Origin of the sequence: Streptomyces davaonensis JCM 4913 (genome assembly GCF_000349325.1) — a bacterium.
In the GTDB taxonomy this organism is placed as follows: Bacteria; Actinomycetota; Actinomycetes; order Streptomycetales; family Streptomycetaceae; genus Streptomyces; species Streptomyces davaonensis.
Genome location: NC_020504.1, coordinates 7,067,593 through 7,088,808, shown reverse-complemented (window position 1 = coordinate 7,088,808; position 21,216 = coordinate 7,067,593). Strand labels below are relative to the sequence as shown.

19 protein-coding genes are annotated in these 21,216 nt (G+C 71.7%); 5 read left to right on the top strand and 14 right to left on the bottom strand.

What is annotated here, in order from left to right; translation table 11 throughout:
• Positions 1 to 66: 66 nt before the first annotated feature.
• From BN159_RS31245 to BN159_RS31225, 5 genes are all read right to left on the bottom strand, one after another.
• Positions 67 to 1,020: an ROK family glucokinase gene (locus tag BN159_RS31245; RefSeq protein WP_015661023.1), complete on the bottom strand. Its 954-nt coding sequence runs from the start codon at positions 1,018 to 1,020 to the stop codon at positions 67 to 69.
• Between the two features lie 54 nt (positions 1,021 to 1,074).
• A complete protein-coding gene (locus tag BN159_RS31240) occupies positions 1,075 to 1,554 on the bottom strand; it encodes a DUF5304 domain-containing protein (protein WP_015661022.1) in 480 nt (159 codons plus the stop codon).
• A gap of 57 nt (positions 1,555 to 1,611) precedes the next feature.
• Positions 1,612 to 2,772: an ArsA family ATPase gene (locus BN159_RS31235; protein ID WP_015661021.1), complete on the bottom strand. Its 1,161-nt coding sequence runs from the start codon at positions 2,770 to 2,772 to the stop codon at positions 1,612 to 1,614.
• A 29-nt stretch (positions 2,773 to 2,801) separates the two neighbouring features.
• Positions 2,802 to 3,245, bottom strand: coding sequence for an SRPBCC family protein (locus tag BN159_RS31230; protein ID WP_015661020.1), 444 nt, complete (start codon positions 3,243 to 3,245; stop codon positions 2,802 to 2,804).
• Positions 3,246 to 3,311: 66 nt separating this feature from the next.
• The gene (locus BN159_RS31225) at positions 3,312 to 4,127 is read right to left on the bottom strand and encodes a metallophosphoesterase family protein (protein ID WP_051113567.1); all 816 of its coding nucleotides are present in this window, start codon (positions 4,125 to 4,127) and stop codon (positions 3,312 to 3,314) included.
• 310 nt (positions 4,128 to 4,437) lie between these two features.
• Here BN159_RS31225 and BN159_RS31220 point away from each other — a divergent pair, with 310 nt between their 5' ends.
• Positions 4,438 to 6,234, top strand: coding sequence for an AMP-dependent synthetase/ligase (locus BN159_RS31220; RefSeq protein WP_015661018.1), 1,797 nt, complete (start codon positions 4,438 to 4,440; stop codon positions 6,232 to 6,234).
• Positions 6,235 to 6,250: 16 nt separating this feature from the next.
• Here BN159_RS31220 and BN159_RS31215 read toward each other — a convergent pair whose 3' ends face one another.
• Together BN159_RS31215 and BN159_RS31210 are read right to left on the bottom strand one after the other, a co-directional pair.
• The gene (locus BN159_RS31215) at positions 6,251 to 7,876 is read right to left on the bottom strand and encodes a GMC oxidoreductase (protein ID WP_456339983.1); all 1,626 of its coding nucleotides are present in this window, start codon (positions 7,874 to 7,876) and stop codon (positions 6,251 to 6,253) included.
• Positions 7,877 to 8,031: 155 nt separating this feature from the next.
• A complete protein-coding gene (locus tag BN159_RS31210) occupies positions 8,032 to 9,174 on the bottom strand; it encodes a glycosyltransferase family 4 protein (RefSeq protein WP_041822042.1) in 1,143 nt (380 codons plus the stop codon).
• Positions 9,175 to 9,293: 119 nt separating this feature from the next.
• On the opposite strand from BN159_RS31210, the gene BN159_RS31205 reads away from it, so the two are divergent.
• Positions 9,294 to 10,529, top strand: a complete 1,236-nt coding sequence (locus tag BN159_RS31205; RefSeq protein WP_015661015.1) for a glycosyltransferase family 87 protein — start codon at positions 9,294 to 9,296, stop codon at positions 10,527 to 10,529.
• Here the strand turns inward: BN159_RS31205 and BN159_RS31200 are convergent.
• Entirely contained in the window at positions 10,490 to 11,788 is a 1,299-nt protein-coding gene (locus BN159_RS31200) for an MATE family efflux transporter (protein WP_015661014.1), read from the bottom strand. The genes BN159_RS31205 and BN159_RS31200 overlap by 40 nt on opposite strands.
• 96 nt (positions 11,789 to 11,884) lie before the next feature.
• On the opposite strand from BN159_RS31200, the gene BN159_RS31195 reads away from it, so the two are divergent.
• Positions 11,885 to 12,433, top strand: a complete 549-nt coding sequence (locus tag BN159_RS31195) for a PadR family transcriptional regulator (protein WP_015661013.1) — start codon at positions 11,885 to 11,887, stop codon at positions 12,431 to 12,433.
• A 35-nt stretch (positions 12,434 to 12,468) separates the two neighbouring features.
• Here BN159_RS31195 and BN159_RS31190 read toward each other — a convergent pair whose 3' ends face one another.
• The 5 genes from BN159_RS31190 to BN159_RS31170 form a co-directional block, all read right to left on the bottom strand.
• Entirely contained in the window at positions 12,469 to 13,659 is a 1,191-nt protein-coding gene (locus tag BN159_RS31190) for a hypothetical protein (RefSeq protein ID WP_015661012.1), read from the bottom strand.
• A 74-nt stretch (positions 13,660 to 13,733) separates the two neighbouring features.
• Entirely contained in the window at positions 13,734 to 14,744 is a 1,011-nt protein-coding gene (locus tag BN159_RS31185; protein ID WP_041822041.1) for a C40 family peptidase, read from the bottom strand.
• A gap of 219 nt (positions 14,745 to 14,963) precedes the next feature.
• The gene (locus BN159_RS31180; RefSeq protein ID WP_015661010.1) at positions 14,964 to 15,998 is read right to left on the bottom strand and encodes a C40 family peptidase; all 1,035 of its coding nucleotides are present in this window, start codon (positions 15,996 to 15,998) and stop codon (positions 14,964 to 14,966) included.
• A 210-nt stretch (positions 15,999 to 16,208) separates the two neighbouring features.
• Positions 16,209 to 17,552 (bottom strand): NYN domain-containing protein, encoded by a 1,344-nt coding sequence (locus tag BN159_RS31175; protein WP_015661009.1) that lies wholly within the window; start codon positions 17,550 to 17,552, stop codon positions 16,209 to 16,211.
• A 70-nt stretch (positions 17,553 to 17,622) separates the two neighbouring features.
• Entirely contained in the window at positions 17,623 to 17,862 is a 240-nt protein-coding gene (locus tag BN159_RS31170; protein WP_015661008.1) for a hypothetical protein, read from the bottom strand.
• Between the two features lie 155 nt (positions 17,863 to 18,017).
• Between BN159_RS31170 and BN159_RS31165 the strand changes: the two genes are divergently transcribed.
• Both BN159_RS31165 and BN159_RS31160 read left to right on the top strand, forming a co-directional pair.
• Entirely contained in the window at positions 18,018 to 18,770 is a 753-nt protein-coding gene (locus tag BN159_RS31165; protein ID WP_051113684.1) for a rhomboid family intramembrane serine protease, read from the top strand.
• Positions 18,771 to 18,809: 39 nt separating this feature from the next.
• On the top strand, positions 18,810 to 19,091 hold the full coding sequence (locus tag BN159_RS31160) for an Lrp/AsnC family transcriptional regulator (protein ID WP_015661006.1): 282 nt from the start codon (positions 18,810 to 18,812) through the stop codon (positions 19,089 to 19,091).
• Positions 19,092 to 19,094: 3 nt separating this feature from the next.
• Here the strand turns inward: BN159_RS31160 and BN159_RS31155 are convergent, their stop codons facing one another.
• On the bottom strand, positions 19,095 to 21,194 hold the full coding sequence (locus BN159_RS31155; protein WP_015661005.1) for a protein kinase domain-containing protein: 2,100 nt from the start codon (positions 21,192 to 21,194) through the stop codon (positions 19,095 to 19,097).
• Between the last annotated feature and the right edge of the window lie 22 nt (positions 21,195 to 21,216).

Genomic DNA, 21,216 nt, shown 5'->3' with positions numbered 1-21,216 from the left:
ATGTACGCCCATGGACGCCCGAAGAGGGGGCGCGAGGTGTATCCCCCCTCGCGCCCCGTCAGGGACTCACATGATCGGGTCGGGCTCCCGTGCCAGGTCCGCCGCGCCCACCAGGCCCGCCTCGTTGCCGAGCTGGGCCGCGATCACGTCGGCCACGGGGCGCCAGTTGCCGCCGACCAGCCAGCGCTTGTAGGACTTGCGGATCGGGTCGAGGACCAGTTCGCCCTCGTCGGAGAGGCCGCCGCCGACGATGAAGGCGGACGGGTCGAAGAGGGAGGCCAGGTCCGCGAGGCCGGCGCCGGCCCAGCGGGCCAGCTCACGGTAGGAGTCGACGGCGACGGGGCAGCCCTGGCGCGCGGCCATGGAGATGTGCTTGCCCTCGATGCCGTCCGGCGTGCCGTCGCCGAGGCCGAGCAGCACGTCGGCGAGCTCCGGGGTGGCGTTGGCACGCTGCTTGGCGTACCGGACGAGGGCGCGGCCGGAGGCGTACTGCTCCCAGCAGCCCTGCGAGCCGCAGCCGCACAGGAGGCCGTCCGGGACCATGCGGATGTGGCCGAACTCGGCGGCCACGCCGAAGTGGCCGCGACGCAGCTTGTTGCCGATGATGATGCCGCCGCCGAGGCCGGTGCCGAGCGTGATGCAGATGACGTTGCGGTGGCCCTTGCCGGCGCCGAACTTGTACTCGCCCCAGGCCGCGGCGTTGGCGTCGTTCTCCACGACGACCGGGAGACCCACGCGGGCCTCGACCTTCTCCTTCAGCGGCTCCTGGCGCCAGTCGATGTTCGGCGCGAAGTAGACCGTCGAGCGCTGACGGTTGACGTATCCGGCCGCACCGATGCCCACGCCGACGATCTCGTGCCCGGCGCGCGCGCCCTCCACGGCGGAGGCGATGGCGTCCACGATGCCCTCGGGCGTGCCCGGGGTCGGCACCTTGTGGGTCGAGAGGATGTTGCCTTCCTCGTCGACCACGCCGGCCGCGATCTTCGTGCCGCCGATGTCGACGCCGATGGTGAGTCCCATGAATCCCTCAGTTTCGGTCGAGCCCCGCTATGGCCAACCGTACCCGAGGGGGCTTTAGTCCAAGTCGATGCGTTCACCGGGACCGGAGTCGTCGCCCCGGTCGCGGCGCTCCTGGTCGTCCCCCGCGGTCCAGCGGCGCTCCTGGGACTGGACGGCGGAGCGGTAGGCGGCGAGGAGTTCGTTGCCGGCCGCGGCCAGGTGGTCGAAGACGTCCGGGTTGCGCTCGATGACCGGCTCGACGGCGGCCTTGGCCTGCTGGACGACCTGCTTGACCACCTGCTGGGCGGCGGGTCCGGCGACCGCGCCGAGCAGCGGGGACTGGAGCGAGGACAGCTTGTCGCTGACCGCGTCGACGAGCTTGCGCAGTTCTTCGGCGGCCGAGCCCGGGGGCGGGCCGTACTGTTCGCGGCGGCGGGACCGCTCCGCCGCGAGATCCTCGGCGCACGCCGTCGCCCAGGCGTCGGCGTCGGTGGCCCGTACCTCGTCGAGCGCCTCCTCGCCGGGGGCGTCGGACGGCTGGAGCTCTTCGCTCATGACGGACTCCTGACTACGGTTCGTCCCTACGACGTTACCCGAACGGGCGTACCGGATTCACCGGGGTCCGGGCCACAGATCCGGGTCGGGGGCGAACCGGATCCGCAGCTCCTCGTCGCGCAGCGCGGCCCCGTCGACGGTGCACCGGCGCAGGGCTGAGGGCAGCGGGACGATACGGCGGAACGGCCCGGCGGTGACGACGAGTTCGTCCCCGCGCCGGACGAGGTCGAGGTCGTCGCGTATGGCGCCGGGCAGCGGAATGGTCCACACCAGCACACCGTCGTCGGCGAGAGCGTCGGTGACGGGCCACTCGACCGTGGAGGGCCGGCCGTTGACGGTGGGCCGGACCCCGAGCTCGGTGAGATCGTCGGCGCCGCGCGGGTCGCGTCCGAGGTGCGGGACGACCTGGACGTCGTACGACTCCTGCCACTCCTCCAGCGTCTTGCGCTGCTGGGCGACGAGTCCGGCGGGCCAGTCCTCCGGTGCGGCGCGGTTGGCGACCAGGACGTCGGGGCGCAGTCCGCGCAGGGCGAGGGCGAGCGTGGCCGCGTGCACGGCGTCGGCTCCGGCGGGGCCGGGTTCGGCGACGAGCCGCACGGCGGTGTTCCGGTCGGCGACGACGGCCTCCACGGCGGCCAGCTCCACGTCCCAGCGAGCGGCGGTCTCGTACAGCCACTCCGCGGGCATGGGAACCCCGGCCAGCCGCCCGAGCACGGGCCGCAGGGCCCGCGCCGCCTGCCGCTCCGGGGGCAGCAGCCGCCGCAGATAGCGGCGCAACTCCTCGGGGAGGGCGAGCAGCGCGAGGGCGTGCGGGGTGGCCGGAAGATCGACGACGAGCAGGTCGTGCAGCTCCGAGAGGGCGGCGTCGCGCAGTGCGCGCAGCAGCGTCAGCTCCTCGGCGCCCGGCAGCGGGGTGACCTCCTCGGGGTCGAGCCGGGAGGCACCGAGCAGATCGAGGGCGGCGGTGGCGCGTTCCTGGAAGGCGGCGAGATCGGCACGGAATCCGGCGGCGGCATCGGGCCGCCAGACGGTGAGCCGCTCCCCGACCACCACGGGCGAGGGCCCGGTGACGGCACCGAGCACGACACCGAGGCTGTCACCCCGGTCACCGCTCAGCAGCAGTACCCGCTCACCGTCACGCGCGGCGGCAAGCGCGGTGGCAGCGGCAACGGTCGTACGACCGCTGCCGCCGGGGCCCGTGATCAAGATGGTGCGCATGAGGGTGAACGGTAAGGCACTGCCAACCGCTACTTGGAACCCGACTCCACCCTCTTCTTCAACCCGGCCAGCGCCCGGTCGATGATGACCTTCTCGGCCTTGCGCTTGATCATCCCGAGCATCGGGATCTTGACGTCGACCGTCAGGACATAGGTGACCTCGGTCGAGCCGGAGCCGGCCGCCTTCAGAATGTACGACCCGTCCAGCGACCGCAGCATCTGTGACTTCACCAGGGTCCAGGACACCTCGTGCTCCCCGGTCCAGGTGTACGCGAGCACCTGGTCGTCCTTGATCGCCCCCGCGTCCATCACCAGGCGCACCTGCTCGGCGCGGCCCTGGCCGTCGGAGGCCAGCACCTCCGCCTCCTTCACCTCGCCGGTCCAGTCCGGGTAGCGGGCGAAGTCGGCGATCACCCCCATGACGTCGGCCGGTGCCGCCTCGATCGTGATGCTCGAACTGGTGTGTTCCGCCATCGCCGTGGCTCCTCCAGATGCGGGCCGGTAGGTCGTCCTCATGCGCACGTGTGTGCAGCGTGAAGGCTACCGCGCACCCGACCCGCCGAACTCCAGCGCCCATGGCTTCCCGCTCCCCGCGAAGTGCCCGACGTTCACGCACTCCGTCGAACCGATGCGCATGCGGCTCACCAGGGGCTGATGCACATGACCGAAGAGCGAGTACCGGGGCCGGGTCCGGCGGATCGCCTCCAGCAGCGCCCGGCTGCCCCGCTCGAAGCGCCGCGCGACCGTGTCGTAGACCAGATCGGGCACCTCCGGCGGGATGTGGGTGCACAGCACGTCCACCTCGCCGACCGCCTCGATCTTCGCCGCGTACTCCTCATCGCTGATCTCGTAGGGCGTGCGCATCGGCGTGCGCAGTCCGCCGCCGACGAAGCCGAAGGTCCAGCCGCCTATCTCCACCCGCTGCCCGTCCAGCACGGTGGTGCCCGGTCCGGCGTACTCCGGCCACAGGGGCGGCATGTCGACGTTGCCGTAGGTGGCGTACGTCGGGGTCGGGAACGCCGCGAACAGCTCGGCGTACTGCTTGCGCACCGCTTTCTCGATGACCGCGCCGCGGTCGGCGCCGATGCCCGCCCACAGCCGGGCGCCGAACTCGCGCGCCTCCTCGTAGCGGCGGGCGGTGCGCAGTTCGACGATGCGGTCGGCGGCCTCGGCGCCGAAGAGGTCGGGGAAGATGCCGCGGGAGTGGTCCGCGTAGTCGAGGAAGAGGACCAGGTCACCCAGGCAGATCAGGGCGTCCGCGCCGTCCCCGGCTCTGGCCAGGTCACGGACGTTTCCGTGTACGTCGCTGACCACGTGCACGCGCGTCCTGCCGTTACCGGCTGGTGTGGATGCCATGGCGATCAAGCGTAAGCCTGTGCGGCATGCGTGAACAGTGGCGGCCGGACCTGCGGTTACTGGCTAGTCGTCAAACCGGTCGACTACTGTGCGCGCAGAAGCAGCCATATATGCGGTCCGATCCGTGTGACGCAGCGAACATCTCGCCGGTCCCTCTGTCGAAGAAGCCATACCGGCGGGTAACGTCCGGGCAGTCCAGTCGTGCTCAGAGTTTCAACCACCGGAATGCCTGGGCACCAGCCCGAGCCTTGGACCGCACCGTCGCATCACACAATGTCGTGGCGCCGGCGCCTTATGAGGAGCAGCAGTCTTGCGCGAGTTCAGCCTTCCGGCTTTGTACGAGGTCCCTGCCGACGGCAATATGACCGACATCGTCCGCAGAAACGCCGCGCAGCATCCCGACGTCGCCGTCATCGCCCGCAAGGTGGGCGGCGCCTGGCAGGACGTCACGGCCACCGCCTTCCTCGCCGAGGTGCGCGCCGCCGCCAAGGGGCTCATCGCGGCCGGAGTGCAGCCGGGCGACCGGATCGGGCTGATGTCCCGCACCCGCTACGAGTGGACCCTGCTGGACTTCGCGATCTGGTCCGCGGGCGCGATCACCGTGCCGGTGTACGAGACCAGCTCCCCGGAGCAGGTGCTGTGGATCCTCGGCGACTCGGGCGCGAGCGCGGTCCTGACCGAGCTGGACACCCACACGGCGGCCGTGGAGTCGGTGCGGGACCGGCTGCCCGCGCTCAAGCACCTCTGGCAGATCGAGGGCGGCGCCCTCGAGGAGCTCGGCCGCCTCGGACAGGACGTCAGCGACCAGACGGTCGAGGAGCGCAGCTCGCTGGCGAAGGCCGACGACCCGGCGACCATCGTCTACACCTCGGGCACCACCGGCCGCCCCAAGGGCTGTGTGCTGACCCACCGCAACTTCTTCGCCGAGTGCGGCAACATCGTCGAGCGGCTGCGCCCGCTGTTCCGTACCGGCGAGTGCTCGGTGCTGCTGTTCCTGCCGCTGGCGCACGTCTTCGGACGCCTGGTGCAGATCGCCCCGATGATCGCGCCGATCAAGCTGGGCTGTCTGCCCGACATCAAGAACCTCACCGACGAACTGGCCTCGTTCCGGCCCACGCTGATCCTCGGTGTGCCGCGCGTCTTCGAGAAGGTCTACAACTCGGCGCGCGCCAAGGCGCAGGCGGACGGCAAGGGCAAGATCTTCGACAAGGCGGCGGACACGGCCATCGCCTACAGCAAGGCCCTGGACACCCCGTCCGGCCCGTCGATCGGCCTGAAGATCAAGCACAAGGCGTTCGACAAGCTCGTCTACAGCAAGCTGCGCGCGGTTCTCGGCGGCCGGGGCGAGTACGCCATCTCCGGCGGCGCCCCGCTCGGCGAGCGGCTCGGTCACTTCTTCCGCGGTATCGGTTTCACGGTCCTGGAGGGCTACGGCCTGACCGAGACCTGCGCGGCCACCACGTTCAACCCCTGGGACCGGCAGAAGATCGGCACGGTCGGCCAGCCGCTGCCGGGTTCGGTGGTGCGCATCGCCGACGACGGCGAGGTGCTGCTGCACGGCGAGCACATCTTCAGGGAGTACTGGAACAACCCGGGCGCCACCGAGGAGGCGCTGGCCGACGGCTGGTTCCACTCGGGCGACATCGGCACCCTGGACGAGGACGGCTACCTCAGGATCACCGGCCGCAAGAAGGAGATCCTGGTGACGGCGGGCGGCAAGAACGTCGCCCCGGCCGTGATCGAGGACCGGATCCGGGCGCACGCGCTGGTCGCGGAGTGCATGGTGGTCGGTGACGGGCGGCCGTTCGTGGGCGCGCTGGTCACCATCGACGAGGAGTTCCTGGGCCGCTGGGCCGCCGAGCACGGCAAGCCCGCGGATGCCACCGCGGCGTCGCTGCACGAGGACGCGGATCTGATGGCTGCCATCCAGTCGGCGATCGACGACGGCAACGCCGCGGTGTCCAAGGCGGAATCGGTGCGGAAGTTCCGCATTCTGTCCTCCCAGTTCACGGAGGAGTCGGGCCACCTGACGCCGTCGCTCAAGCTCAAGCGGAACGTGGTGGCGAAGGACTTCGCGCAGGAGATCGAGGCGATCTACGCGAAGTGACCTGACCGTTCGGTCGCTATGGCGCGGTGTCCTCCACGAGGACCCGCGCCATCGTGCGTTCGGCGAGCGCGGTGATCGTCACGAACGGGTTCACGCCGATCGACCCGGGCACGAGCGAGCCGTCGGTGACGTACAGCTTCGAATACCCCTTCACCCGGCCGTAGTTGTCGGTCGCCCGCCCCAGCACGCAGCCGCCCAGCGGGTGGTACGTGAAGTCGTCGGCGAAGGCCCGGCTGGGCGAGCCGAACAGGTCGTACCGGTAGATCGTGGCGTTGGCCCGGTTGATCCGGTCGAACAGTTTCTTGGCCATGGCCGCCGAGACCGCGCTCTGCGCCGCGGTCCAGCCGAGCGCCAGCGAACCGCCCGAGCCTCCCGAGTACGAGAAGGACGCCCGCTCCGGGTTCTTGGTGATCGCCAGATAGAGGCTGACCCAGTGTTCGAGTCCCGTCGGCAGCGGCGCGATCTCCGCGAAGACGGGGTTGGCGGTGTTGGCCCAGTCGTCGATGCCCAGCACCGGCATGGTCGACTGGTTCGCCCCGACCGTGTCCCACAGGTGGTTGGCCCGCCCGAGCATCACATTGCCGTTGGTGCCCCAGCCGGTGCCCACGCTCGCGTCGAGGGCGGGCAGGGCGCCCGTCTCCCGGGCGCGCAGCAGGAGTTCGGTGGTACCGAGGCTGCCGCCGCCGAGGAAGAGGTACGTGCACGCGTACTGCTTGGTCTCGACGGCCGTGCCGGTGTCGTCGATGCGCTGGGCGGTCAGCTGGTACGTCCCGTCTGTGGCCCTGCTGATGGCGGTGACCCGCTCCAGGGTGTGGATGGTGACGTTGCCGGTGCCCAGGGCGGCGGCGAGGTAGGTCTTGTCCAGGGTGCGCTTGCCGTGGTTGTTGCCGTAGACGACCTCTCCGGCGAGCGCGGACTTCGTGGCCGTGCCGGCCGCCTCGCGCTGCATGTGGCCGAAGTCGTAGACGTTCGGCACGAAGGTGGTCTTCAGCCCGGTGTTGGCGGCGTGCTTGCGGGAGATCCGGCTGAAGCGGTACCACTCCGTGGACTCGAACCAGGCGGGGTCCACGGTGTTGACGCCGAGCATGGAGCGGGCGCGGGGGAAGTACGTGGAGTACATCTCGTCCGCGTCGACGGTGGGGAACTGCTCGGAGAAGTACGACTTGAGCGGGGTGACCGCCATTCCGCCGTTGACCAGGGAGCCGCCGCCGACGCCGCGGCCGACGTAGACCGACATGTTGGCGAAGTGGACGCGGTCGAGGACGCCCGGGTAGGCGCTGATGTCCTTGTTGACGACGTCCAGCCACAGGAAGGTGGCGAGGGGGGCTTCGGTGCGGGTGCGGAACCACATGGAGCGGTGGTCGGGGGCCGCGGTGGAGCAGAAGACCTTGCCGTCGGGGCCGGGGCTGTTCCAGAGGCGGCCCATTTCGATGACGATGGTGCGAATGCCCGCCTGACCGAGGCGGAGCGCGGCCACGGAAGATCCGTAACCGGAACCGACCACGATCGCCGGGGCGTTGTCCACGGCGGCGGGTTCTTGTGCCGTCGCCGATTGGAGACCGATGCGGGTGAGACCGGACGCGGCGGCGGTCTGGAGTGCCACCATGCCCAAGATTTGACGTCTCGTCAGCTGACGCTGCATCAGTTGTGCGTTCATGCTGCGCAGCATCGGCGGATTATGGCGTTCCGCCTAGTAGGGAGCCACATATTCATCGCTGGCGGGTGCGGGTTGTCTGTGGCCGGTCGCGCCCACGCGGCGGAGCCGCAAATCGACACAGCCCCGCGCCCCTGGGACGTCTACAGCAGCTTCTTCAGATGCTCCGCCAGCAGGTCCCACCGCCACTTCTCCTCGACCCACTCGCGGCCCCGCTCCCCCATCCGCCGGCGGAGTTCGGCGTCGCCGAGGAGGGTCGTGATGCGGTCGGCCGCCTGGTCCGGGGAGCCGCCGCGGACCACCCAGCCCGTCTCGCCGTCGAGGACCGCGTCGGGAGCGCCGCCGGAGTCGCCCGCGACCACGGGGAGACCCGTTGCCGAGGCCTCCAGGTAGACGATGCCGAGGCCCTCGACGTCCAGGCCGCGGCGGCGGGTGCGGCAGGGCATGGCGAAGACGTCGCCGGCGCCGTAGTGGGCGGGGAGCTCCGACCAGGGGACCGCGCCGGTGAAGCGGACCGAGGCGGCGACCCCGGTCGCGTGGGCCAGCTTGCGCAGCTCCTTCTCGTACGGGCCGCCGCCGACGATCAGCAGCACCGCCTCCGGTTCCTTCGCCAGGATCCGGGGCATCGCGAGGATCAGCGTGTCCTGGCCCTTGCGCGGGACGAGCCGGGAGACGCACACGACCACCGGGCGGTCGGTCAGGCCGAGCCGGGCCCGGACCTCGGCGCCGCCGGAGCCCGGGTGGAAGGTCTTCTCGTCGACGCCCGGAGGCAGCTGCACCATCCGGGACGCCGCCTCCGGCGACAGGGCGGTCGCGATCCGCGAGCGCGTGTACTCCCCCAGGTACGTGATCGTGTCCGTCGCGTCCCCGATCCGGCGCAACAGCTGACGCGAGGCGGGCAACTGGGCCCAGCCCGCCTCGTGGCCGTGGGTCGTGGCCACCAGCCGCTCGGCACCGGCCGCCCGCAGCGCGGGCGCCATCAGGCCGAGCGGAGCCGCCGCCCCGAACCACACCGACGTACAGCCGTGCTCACGCAGCAGCCCGACCGCGCGCCGGGTGGCCTGCGGGGTCGGCAGCAGCATCGTCGTGGAGTCGCGGACGACGGTGAAGGGCTGCTCCGCGTCGAAGGCGGCCGTCGCCTCGGCGCCCTCCCGGCCGCGCTTCCAGGTGGAGGCGTAGACGACCAGCCGCTCCGGATCCAGCCGTAGCGCCATGTTGTGCAGGAAGGCCTGGATGCCGCCGGGGCGGGGCGGGAAGTCGTTGGTCACGATGAGCGTCTTGTGCATCGCGGCCGACCCTATCGGAGCCGCCGCACACAGCACGTCACAGCCGCCCTGGTGGCCGACGCACAGCATCCCGGGACATCATGTTCCCCTCACAACAGCAGCGATCGGCAGGGGACCAGGTGGAGACGACGGGCGCACGGTGGTCCCTCGCGGGCCTGCTCGGGCTCTGGGCCGTGACCAGGGTGGCGCTGCTGCTCTTCGTGTTCAAGGTGTACGTCTTCCCCGGCCCGGACGTCACCAGCGACGTGTCCGCGATCTACCAGGGCTGGTACGAGGTGCTGCGCACCGGAACGTTCCCGCAGGAGGACGTCACCTGGCAGTACCCGCCCGCGGCCGCGCTCGCGATCCTCTCCCCCGCGCTGCTGTTCTGGCTCGACTACGCCTCCGCCTTCTTCGTCCTGGCCTTCACCGCCGACCTGGCCGTCCTGCTCCTCCTCCACTACGCGGGCCCCCGCCCCGGCCACAGCCTGCGCGGGGCCTGGGTGTGGACGGTGGGCGTGCCGCTGCTCGGGCCGACCGTGTACGCCCGGTACGACGTGATGGTGACCGCGGTGGCGGTGGCCGCGCTGCTCGCGGGCGCCCGGCATCCCCGGGTGATGGGCGCGCTGACGGCGTTCGGGGCGCTGCTGAAGGTGTGGCCGGTGCTGCTGCTGGTGGCCGCCCGCCGCCGTTCGGCCTGGGTGTCGGCGATCGTGACGGCGGCTCTGCTGGCGGGCCTGTTCGGGCTGGCGATGCCGGGCGCGTTCGCGTTCCTGACCTTCCAGCGGGACCGCGGCACCGAGGTGGAGTCGCTGGGCGCCCTGGTCTTCCATGTGGCCCGGCACTTCGGCTGGGACGGACAGGTGCTGCTGAACTACGGCTCGGTGGAATTCCTCGGCCCGTACGTGGACGTGGTCAGTACGGCCGCGCTGGCGCTGACCGGGCTGGCCTTCGGCTGGCTGCTGCTGTGGCGGTTCCGGGCGAAGCGGTTCCTGCCGCACACGCTCGCCGACGCGGCGTTCGTGGCGGTGCTGATGTTCACCACGACCAGCCGGGTGATCAGCCCGCAGTACCTGGTGTGGCTGATCGGCCTGGCGGCGGTCTGCGCGTGCTTCCGGGGCAGCCGGATGGGATGGCCGGTCGCTCTGGTGCTGTTGGCCTCGCTGGTGACGGTGCTGGAGTTCCCGGTCTGGTTCGCGCACGTGGTGGCCAGCGACACCCTCGGGATCACCCTCCTCTTCCTCCGCAACGGCCTGCTGGTCCTCGCCACGCTCCTGGCCGCCCGCGTCCTGTGGCGCGGCACGGTCTCCGCCGCCGCCCCCGCTCCGCTGCCCGCTCAGGCCGCCCGCACCAGGGAGACCCCGCTGCCCTCCTGACGCGCGGCCCGCCGGCCCAGCAGCCCGCACTGGAGCGCCATGGCGAGCGCCAGCGCCAGGCACACCCCCGGCAGCCCGAGCCCGGACAGCGCGTACGCCAGCGGCAGTTGTACGGCCGTCCCCAGCAGCGTCACCCGCAGCAGCAGCGGTGCCCCGCCGCTGCCCTCGAAGACCCCGCCGAGCGCGATGAAGCAGGCCATGAGCAGCAGATAGGGCCCGACGCAGCGCAGGAAGAGCACGCCCTGGTGGGCGACCTCGGGACCGGCGCCGAACGCCGCCATGACCCAGGGCGCGGCCACCGCGAGCAGTACGGCCGCCGTGAGCCCGGCCGCCCCGGACACCAGCACCGCCTGCCGCCCGATCGCCCGCCGCTGGTCGTGCCCGGCGCCCCGGGTGTGCGCGGTGTGGATGGCGGCGGCCTGGCGTACCGCGTAGAAGGCCATGGTGGCGACGTACAGGACCTTGTACGCGATCGAGTACGCGGCCACCGCGGTCACCCCGAGCCGGGCCACGATCGCCACCAGCGCCAGCGCGCCGGTCTGGCGGACCGTGAAGTCGGCGGCCATGGGCAGGCCGGTGGCGAGGGTGCGGCGAGGTGAGAAGGGGGCGCGGGAGCGGGCAGCCTCGCGGAGCAGGGCGTTGCGGCGCAGGGCGAGGAGTCCGGCGCCGAGGGCCACGCAGCGGCACAGGACCGTGGTGGCGGCGGCGCCCTGGACGCCGTAGAGGTGGATGGCGAAGGGGTCCGCGACGAGGATCAGGCCGTTGGCGAGGAGGGCCAGGCGCATGGGGGTGCGGGTGTCGCCGGCGCCCTTGAGGATGCCGTCGAGCAGGGTCTGGGCGAAGAAGACGGCGATACCGGGCAGGGAGATCGCGAAGTAGGCGGTGGCGAGCGGTACGGCGGGGCCGTCGCCGCCCAGGACCAGGCGGGCCAGCGGCTCCCGCAGCAGCAGGCCGACGGCGATGACGACCGGTGTGACCAGCGCGTACAGCGTCCAGCCGCCGCGCACGGCCGCTCGCACCGCCGCCGGGTCCCGGGCGCCCCTGGCGTGCGCGACCAGCACGGTCGTGCCGGAGCCGAAGACCAGGGCGACGCCCAGCAGCACGTTCTCGGTGTTGGTGGCGACGGCCACGGCGGCGACGGCCGGGCCGCCGAGCCGGGAGACCCAGACGGTGTTGATGATCCCGGCGGCGACGGAGGCGAGCAGCGAGAAGTAGACGGGGTGGGCGAGCGAGATCAGTTGCCTGCGGTGAGCGTCCATGAGTCCCCCGGTGGTTCCCTCTATCCGAGCTACCTCGATTCGAGGTAGCTCGGATAGAGGTAGCATGGCGGGCACGACACCCGCAAGGAGGAACCGGTGCTGGAGCTGTCGATCCTGGGCTTCCTGGCCGAAGAGCCGTTGCACGGCTATGAGTTGAAGGAGCGCATCAAGGCGCTCAGCGGCCATGTCCGGCCGGTGAGCGACGGCGCGCTCTACCCTGCGATCACCCGGCTCACCACGGCGGGCCTGCTCGACCAGCGCACCGAGCCCGGCGCGAGTGCCGCCCCGCGCCGGATCCTGTCGCTGACCGAGGAGGGCCACGCCGCCCTGCTGGAACGCCTGCGCCGGCCGAAGCAGACCGAGATCACCGACCAGGTCCGCTTCAACACCCTGCTCGCCTTCCTGCGGCACCTGCCCGACCCGCGCGAACAGGCTGCCGTGCTGCGCCGCCGACTGGAGTTCCTCGACGCGCCGTCGAGCTTCTTCTACCGGGAGGGCGAGCCGGTGCGGGCGGAGGAGGCGGGCGATCTGTTCCGGCAGGGGATGCTGCGGGTGGCGCGGGCGACGGGGGCGGCGGAGCGGGCGTGGCTGGCCGAGGCGATCGAACTGCTGGACCCGGCGGTCGTCGAGGGTCGGGCGAACTAACCGGTCGAAGGTCAGGCGAACCGACCGGTCGAGGATCAGGCGAACTGACCGCGCAGATACTCCCGCCACTGCGCGGTGAAGTCCTCCACCGTCGTCCCGAGCACCTTCTCCATCGCGTCCTCGACCGCGCCCGGCCGCTTCTCGTGGGCGCCGACGGCCCGGTAGAACTCGCCGAGCCGCACCTCGCCCCAGCGGTCCGCGATCATCCGGCAGGCCATCCAGCCACTCTCGTACGCCTGCGCGAGCCCCGCCGAGTCCCCGGTGAACCCGAAGTCCTCGTCGGTCGGCAGCCCCGCCGGGAGTTCCCCCTCGGTCACCGCACGCCACAGCTCGGGGGCCGCGTCGGCGGGCGTACGGCCCGAGCCGAGGTAGCCGACCCAGTCGGCGTACCCCTCGGAGAGCCACAGCGGGGTGGCGGCGCTGGTGTGGGCGCGGGTGGCGACATGGGTGGTCTCGTGGGTGAGCACGACCTGCTTGCCGCTCTGACCGAGGACGCCGTACGCGACCGGGTTGAGGATGATCCGGTCCGCGGGCGCGTTCTTGGGGGCGCCGGTCTCACCGGTGGTCACGGCGGCGATCCCGCGGTACGAGGAGGCGGGCGAGCCGAGCAGCCCGGCCATGCCCTCCAGCGACTCCGGTACGAGGATGACGGTGCCGCGCGGCCACTCGGTGCCCCAGGCCCGGGTCACCGCGGGCACCGCGCGGTCGGCGAGCTCGGCGAAGGCACGGAGCCTGCCGTCGGGCTGTCCGACCCCGAGCACGATGCCGCGCTCCCCGCGGACGACTTCCACCCGGCCCTGGTCCCACAGTTGCTCGGGGGCGCCCCTGGCGGGCCGCTCGGACTCGACGTACCACTCACTCCCGGCGTCCAGGCTGAGCCGTACCGTGCGGCCGACGGTGACCGGGGCGCGGTCGTGGCCCTCGATGCGATAGCGCAGTTCGACAGCGGCGGTGGCGGTGTCGCCCGCGCGCTTCAGCCCGGTCACGCGATACGACCACTCGGCGAACGGCACCGCCCTGAGCTCGTCGTACCCGCTCTGGGCGCCCGTCCGCACGAAGGCCGACTCGTCGTGCTCGACGATCGCCTCGGCCCGCCGGTCGAGGACCCGCTGCACCGAGTCGCGGGCCGCGTCGGTGGCGGGCCGCCCGCCGCACGCCACGAGCGAGACGAGCAGCAGACACACCGCCACCACCCCGGACCCGGACGCCCGCCGTCGACCAGCCATGCCGCGATCGTACGGCGCTCAGGGCGCCGAGGTCAGACCCCGTCAACGGCGGGATCCACCGGCCACCGGTGCCGTCACACCCGAGTGACCGTCGCCCCCGGCATCATCCCCACCGGGTCGTAGCGGACCGGGGCTCCGGGATAGGGGGCGTGGATCACCTGGCCGTTGCCCACGTACATGCCGACGTGGCTGGCGTCGGCGCGGTAGGTGACCAGGTCGCCGGGGCGGGCCTCGGCGAGGGGCACCTGGGGGCCGGCGAAGCGCTGGCCCTGGGAGGTGCGCGGGAGGGCGACGCCGGCCTGCGCGTACGACCACTGCATCAGGCCCGAACAGTCGAAGCCGCTGGGGCCGTTGGCACCCCAGACGTAGGGCTTGCCGAGGGCGGAGCGGGCGGCGGCCATGGCGGCGCCGGCCCGGCCCGAGGCGGGGACGCCGCTACCGAGGTCGGGCATGCCGGAGCGGCCCGAGCGGGAGGCCCGGTCGTAGGCGGCGCGCTCGTCGGCGGGCAGGGAGTTGAGCAGCTCCCGGGCCTTGGCGAGCTTGCCCTCCACCGTCTTCTTGTGCGCCGCGACCGCCTTGCGGCTCTTCTCCAGCTCACCGAGTTTGCGGGAGGCCTCGGCGCGCTCCTGGGAGAGTTCGCGCAGCGCGTCCTGAAGGTCCTTCAGCTCACCCGCCTGATGGGCCGTGATCCGGTCCAGCGTGGACGCCTTGTCGAGGTAGTCGTCCGGATCGTCGGAGAACAGCAGGGCGAGCGAGGGGTCGAGCCCCCCGGAGCGGTACTGCGCCCCGGCCAGCGAACCGAGCTTCTCCCGCATGGAGTTGATGCGGTCCTGCTGCCGGGCGATCCGGTCCTGCGCGGTACCGACCTGCTCGCGCAGCGAGTCGGCGCGCTCATCGGCCTTGTTGTAGGCCTCGGTGGCCTTCTCGGCCTCCTCGTAGAGGCGGTCCACCTCGGCCCGGGTGTCGTCGTGCGGCACGGCCGAGGCCGGTACGGCTCCGAGGGCCGCGGCTGAGATGACACAGAGCGCGGCACTCGCGCCCCGGTCGAACCCGGACGACGGTACAAGGCGACGATGAGACCCCACGAGAAGCCGCACCCCTTCCGCTGGCGGACAAGGACCGTTCCCCGGCGAGGGGGAAACGCGGCAGACAGTAACCCCGCGCCGGGCCGCCGACCAACGACCGTTGTGGGCACACACAGTGACGCCCCGCCTATGACGCAGGTCATGGGCGGGGCGTGGGGTCAGTTCACGTCGGCGTGATTCGCCCGATTGGGCGGCACGGTGTCGTGATCTTGAGGCTGATCAGATCCGGACGCCGAACTGGAACGGCATGTTGTTGATCGACTCGTAGCGGACGACCGTGCCGGTGCGCGGGGCGTGCAGGATCTGGCCGTTGCCCGCGTAGAAGCCGACGTGGTGCTGATCTGCGTAGAAGATGACCAGGTCGCCGACCTTGAGGTCGGACTGGCTGTAGATGCGCGTGCCGGCGCCTGCCTGGGCCTGCGAGGTACGCGGGATGGAGACACCGGCCTGGGCGTAGGCCCAGGAGGTCAGGCCCGAGCAGTCGAAGGAGGAAGGGCCGGAGGCGCCGTAGACGTAGGGCGAGCCGAGCTTGCTCTGGGCGGCCTGGTAGGCGGCCATGGCGCGGCCGGAGCCGACGGGCGCGTCACCGAGCTCGACACGGTCGGCGGAGGACCGGCTGGCGCGCTCCTCCTCGGCGGCGAGGGCGGCCTTCTCGGCGGCGGTCAGCGTGTTGAGGAGCTTCTGCGCCTCGGCGAGCTTGTCCTGGACTTCCTGCTTCTTCTTGCCCAGTTCGGTCCGGGTGGAGGCGAGGTCCTTGAGCTTCTCACTGGCCTCGGCGCGGTCCTGGGCGAGTTCGCGCTGCTTGTCCTGGATCTTCTTCAGCGACTCGACCTGCTGGCTGCTCAACTGGTCGAGCGTGGAGGCCTTGTCGAGGTAGTCGTCCGGGTCCGAGGAGAGGAAGAGCTGGACCGAGGAGTCGATGGATCCGGTCCGGTACTGGGCGGCGGCCGCCAGACCTATGGAGTCACGCATCTCGTTCAGGTCTTCCTGACCGCGCGCGACGTTGTCCTGGATCGTGGAGATCTCCTTCTGGAGCTTCTCCTGCTTCTCCTTGGCGCCGTTGTACTTCTCGGTGGCGTGCTCGGCCTCTTCGTAGAGCTTGTCGACCTTGGCCTTGACCTCGTCCTTGCTCGGCTTCTCGCTGGGCGCGGCGTTGGCGGCCTGCGAGCTGATGGCAACGGCGGCAGCAGCGGCGGTGGTCAGCACGGTCACACGTGCGCGGCTCGGCTGCTTGGGTCGACGGTGGGACGCCACGGAGGCGAACTCCTTCTCCTCAGTGATCTTCCGATCGAAGGTTCGAAGGCAGACCCTAGTGACACAGTTGTGATCAGTTCAAACCCCTGGGCGATTTATCCCGGTTACGGTCCGCATTCTTTACCTTCAACCCACGTGCAGTGATTCCCACTTGACGCTACGTTGCGTGACGGTTCCGTCAATTCGGGCATTGCAGCTGTACGTTGACCTTCAGGACAGTCGCTTCAGAAGCACCGCAGATGCCACCGGCCGGGCGCCCGCCTTGGCGACCCCGTCGGCCACCTCGCGGTCGGTCGAGACGACGATGACCGGACGGCCCGGCGGCTCGGCCCGCACCAGCTGACGGATCAACTCGTCCGCCGTCACACCGGGCTTGGAGAACAGCACCCGGACCCCGCGCGGCGGCGCCAGCAGCACCGGCGCGGCCAGCTCGGCCCCGTCGAAGACACAGGTCACCTCGGCACCGGTCTGCGCGGCGAGCTGGGAGAGCTGGCCGAGGAGCCTGAGCCGCTGCTTCTCCAGCGGCATCTGGGGATAGCCGGTCTTGGTGACGTTGTAGCCGTCGACGACCAGATGCGCCTGCGGCAGCGCCAGCAACTGGTCGACGATGGCCGGATCGTTCTCGGACAGCGCCCGTGCGGCGATGTCCTTCGGGGTCATTCGTCCCGGTTCGACCGCGTCCACGGTCTCGGCGGGGCGCACCGACACCGGCGGCAACGCCAGTTCCCGGCGCAGCCCTTGGGTGGCATCGAGCAGGGTGTCCAGCAGCAGCCGTACCCGCATGTCCTCCACGCTGCGGCCCTCGCGCGCCGCCCTGCGGGTGGCCTCCAGGGCGGCCTCGGCCTCCCCGAGCCGGGACTTCAGCCGCCGGGTCTCGCTCTCGGCCGCCGACACCTGGCCGTTCGCCTCCGCGCGGACGGCCTCGATCTCGCCCTGCGCCTTGCGCAGCGCCGCCTCACCGCGCTTGACGTCGCTCTGGGCGGCGCGCAGCTTGCGGTGAAGCGATTCGGCTTCCTTCTTGGCCGCGTCCAGCTCGGTGCGCAGCCGCTCGGTCTCGGCCCGGGTCTGCTCCCTGGACCGGTCGATCTCGGCGCGCAGCCGCTCCAGTTCGGCCCGGCTCTCCTCGTCGGCGCGTTCGGCGTCGGCGCGCTGGGCCTCCTCGCCGGCCGCGGTCACCAGCTTGACCCAGCCGGTGGGCCGCAGCACATAGGCCGCGGCCGCCACATCGAGCGGATCCGCGGCCGGGGGCGGCGAGCCGGAGTCGAGGGCGCCGGCGATTTCCGGCTGGGCCTCTCTCAGCTTCTCCCCGATGCGCTGGCGGAAGAGCGGATCCGTCTCCAGCGCGGCGGCCATGGCGTTGCCGGCGAACTTGGCCCGGCGGTTCGGGGCGAACCGGGCGTACTGCCTCAGCTGGGCGGGCAGTTCACCGACGGTCAGCCCGCCGAAGCCGTCCGAGACGATCTGCACGACTCTGCGGCGCACCCCGTCGGGCAGCGGACGGTCGAGCACTTCAGCGGCGCCGTCGCCCGGCCCCCCGCCTGCGGTCTCCACCATCCGTCGTCACCCCAATACCTGTGCGGGATCCCCCTGTCCGAGGGGATCGCCCGAGCGGGGCCCGCTCCCGTCAGGAGCCGGCGCCCGGCCTGTCCACGAGTTCCACCTGGTCCACGGCGTTGCACCAGCGGCAGCGCACCGACTCGATGGTCTCACTGACCACCTCGCGCTCCTCGACCTTCGGCTCACCGGCGAGGTCGAGGTGGACGTATTCGACGACCTTCGACGAGCGGGTCACGTCGAAACGGGTGAGGTTGCCGCAGAGGGTGCAGCGCCACCGTGTGGCGTCGGTCGGCAGGGGAACCGTCATCGCGACTGTTCTTTCCTTCCAGTGTCGGTGACTCACCGGCATCCCCGGTGCGTGTGGCTCGTAACCCTACGGCCTGGTGGCTGGTCACCGCTCGGCCGTCCACGGCGGCGAGGCGATCTGTCGGAGTTAGGCCGATTACGTCATGCTCTGTGTTCATGATCAGCAACTGGAGCAGCACGGCCGTCAGAGGTATGCGGATGCCTTCCGCGCCGGTCACCTACGCACTGATCGGGCTGTGCACGCTGATCTTCCTGATCGGGCCCGCCTCGGGGCTGAATGCCGGGTACGGCACCGGGGACGAGCTGATCGCGGCGCAGCGGGCGTACTTCCGGCGCTGGGGGGTGGTCCCGGCCGTGCTGTTCGAGGGGTCGCCACGAGCCGCGCTCACCCCGGCCACCGCGCTGTTCGTGCACGGCAGCTGGGTGCATCTGCTGGGCAACATGCTCTTCCTCTACGTCTTCGGCGTGATGACCGAGGAGCGCATGGGCCGTTTCCAGTTCACCCTCTTCTACCTGGGCTGCGGCTATCTCGCCCTGCTCGGCTACGCGGCCGCCAACTCCGGCTCCGAGCAGTCCCTGGTCGGCGCGTCCGGCGCGATCTCGGCGGTGCTCGGCGCGTTCCTGGCGCTGTTCCCGCGGGCCCGGGTGACCAGCCTGCTGCCGTTCCTGTTCTTCCTGCCGCTGCGCTTCCCTGCCTGGGTGGTGCTGCCCTTCTGGGCGGCCCTGCAATGGCTGGCGGCGGGCCGGGCGGCGAACGGACCCGGGGTGGCGTATCTGGCCCATCTCGTGGGCTTCGGCCTGGGCTGCGGCTTCGCCTGGGTGCGGTTCGGCCATACGACTGCTGTGCCTTCCCGGGGGACAACCCCCGGACCCCCGGCAGGACAACCGGGCCAGTGGGACCGCGAGTAGGGTGAGAGCCCCAGCAGCCCCCGAGGGAGAGGCCCAGCCGTGATCACCGCGATCGTCCTCATCAAGACCAGCGTGGACCGGATCCCCGAGATCGCGGAGCAGATCGCTTCGCTGGACAGCGTGAGCGAGGTCTTCTCCGTCACCGGCACCTACGACCTGATCGCCATGGTCCGGGTCAAGGAGCACGAGGACCTCGCCGAGGTCATCCCCGGTCGCATCAGCAAGATCCCGGGCGTGGAGGGCACGGACACCCACGTCGCGTTCCGCACCTACTCCCAGCACGACCTGGAGGCCGCGTTCTCGATCGGCCTGGACGGCTAGCAGCTAGGACGTGAGGTCGAGGGCTGCGATGCCCTCGGCCGAGGTGACGTAGATGCGGTTGCCGCGGATCAGCGGGGCCGAGACCGGGTAGCCGGCGGGCAGCGGGAAGCGCCAGATCCGCTCGCCCTTGAGGTTCAGGGCGTGGATCTCCTCGGGGGTCTGGACGAAGATCCGGCCGCCCGAGAACGCCGGTTCGGTGACGTCGTCGTCCCCGGCCTGGTACGTCCAGGCCGGTTCGCCGTCCGCCGTGAACGCCTTCAGGACCCGGTCCTCCGTGACGAGGGCCAGCGAGCCGGCCGCGGTGACCGGGTACTCCCACCCGCCGTCGGCCTCCTTGCTCCGCCACAGCCGGTTCCCGTCGAGCGAGTAGCCGTGCCAGGTCCACTCGCCGGCGGAGGCCGCGGCCAGGGCCCGGCCCGCCACCACCACGGGCCGCCGGAGGTCGGTGGCCACCTCCACGTCCCACAGCGGGGTGCCGTCCCCGGCGTCCACGGCGGCCAGCCGCCCCGCGCGGGTGCCGGCGTAGACCACGCCCTGATGCACCAGCGGTGCCTCGGTGAGCGCGCCCTTGAGCCCGCGCTGCCAGCGCACGCTGCCGTCCGGCGCGTAGGCGCGCAGCTCCCCGATCTGCTCGTCCCCGCCGCCCACCACGACCGTGTCGCCGACGAGGACGGGGGCGGTGCCCTGCGGCCCGAGGTCCCTGCTCCAGCCGCGCTTGCCCGCCGTGTCGTACCGGCACAGCCGCAGCCGCTGGGAGTCGTCCGCGCTGTCGCCCTCGACGACGGTGCAGTAGACGCCGTCCGCCGTCGCCACGGGATCGAGACCGGAGCCCCCGAGGTTGGCCTTCCAGAGGTCCTCGCCATCGGCGGAGAGCGCGTACAGGTCGATGGAGGACGTGGCGGCGTACAGCACGTCGCCCTTGGGCGAGAGCGCGCCGAGCTGCCGGGTCATGACCTGGTCCAGGGAGACCTGCCAGCGCACGGTCGGCTTCCCGGTGGCCGGTGCGGACGGCGAGTCCTTCTTCCCCCGCTCCGGCTCCCGCAGCCACCACCAGCCGCCCACGCCCGAGGCGACGGCCACCACGGCCCCACCGGCCACGGCCCGCAGCACACCCCGCCGGGACGGCGGCACGGGCGCCCCGGCAGGCGGTACGACCGCGCCCGGCGCCGTCGCCGGGGCCACGTACTCGACGCCGCTCTCCCGCTCCCCGTCCTCCCCCGGCACCCATCGCGGACCGCCCTCGGTGAACCAGCCCGGCCGCACCGCCGCGCGCAGCGACGCCTCCGTGTGTCCCACGGCCGCCATGACGGCCTCCGGCACCGGCCGCTCGGCGGGGTCCAGGCGCAGACAGGACTCGACCAGCGGACGGAACTCCTCGGGTACGGCGGACAGGTCGTGGTCACCGTTCAGGATGCGCAGCAGGACCACCGACTCATGGCCCTCGCCGAAGGGCGGGCGGCCACCGGAGGCGTGGGCGAGGACCGCGCCCAGCGCGAAGACATCGCTCTGCGGGCCCACTGCGGTGCTGTTGCGGATCTGCTCCGGGGAGACATAGCCGACCGTGCCGACGATCGACCCGGGATTGGTCAGCGCGGTCGCCTCCAGCGCCCGGACGATCCCGAAGTCGATGACCCGCGGGCCGTCGGCCGCCAGCAGGATGTTGGAGGGCTTGAGGTCCCGGTGGACCAGGCCCCTGGCGTGGATCGCGGTCAGGGCCCGGCCGAGCGCTGCCGCGAGCACCCGTACCGCGGGGGCCGGCAGCGGACCTCCGTCCAGCACGGCGTCCCGCAGCGTGGGCCCCTCGACGAACTCGGCCGCCATCCACGGCGGTTCGCCCTCGGGATCGGCGTCGACGACCCGCGCGGTGTACGTGCCGTCCCCGCCCACGTCCCGCGCGGCCCGCAGCTCCTGGCGGAACCGGGCCCGGAAGGTGCGGTCCCCGGCGTGCTCGGGCCGCACCACCTTCACGGCCAGCCGCATCCCGCCGCGCGCCTCGGCGAGAAACACCTCGCCCATCCCTCCGGCGCCGAGCCGCCCGAGCACCTCGTACGGCCCGATCCGCCGAGGATCCGTCTCCCGCAGCCCCTGCACCCCGACCCCCATCAGTCCCCGTCCTGATCCCCCC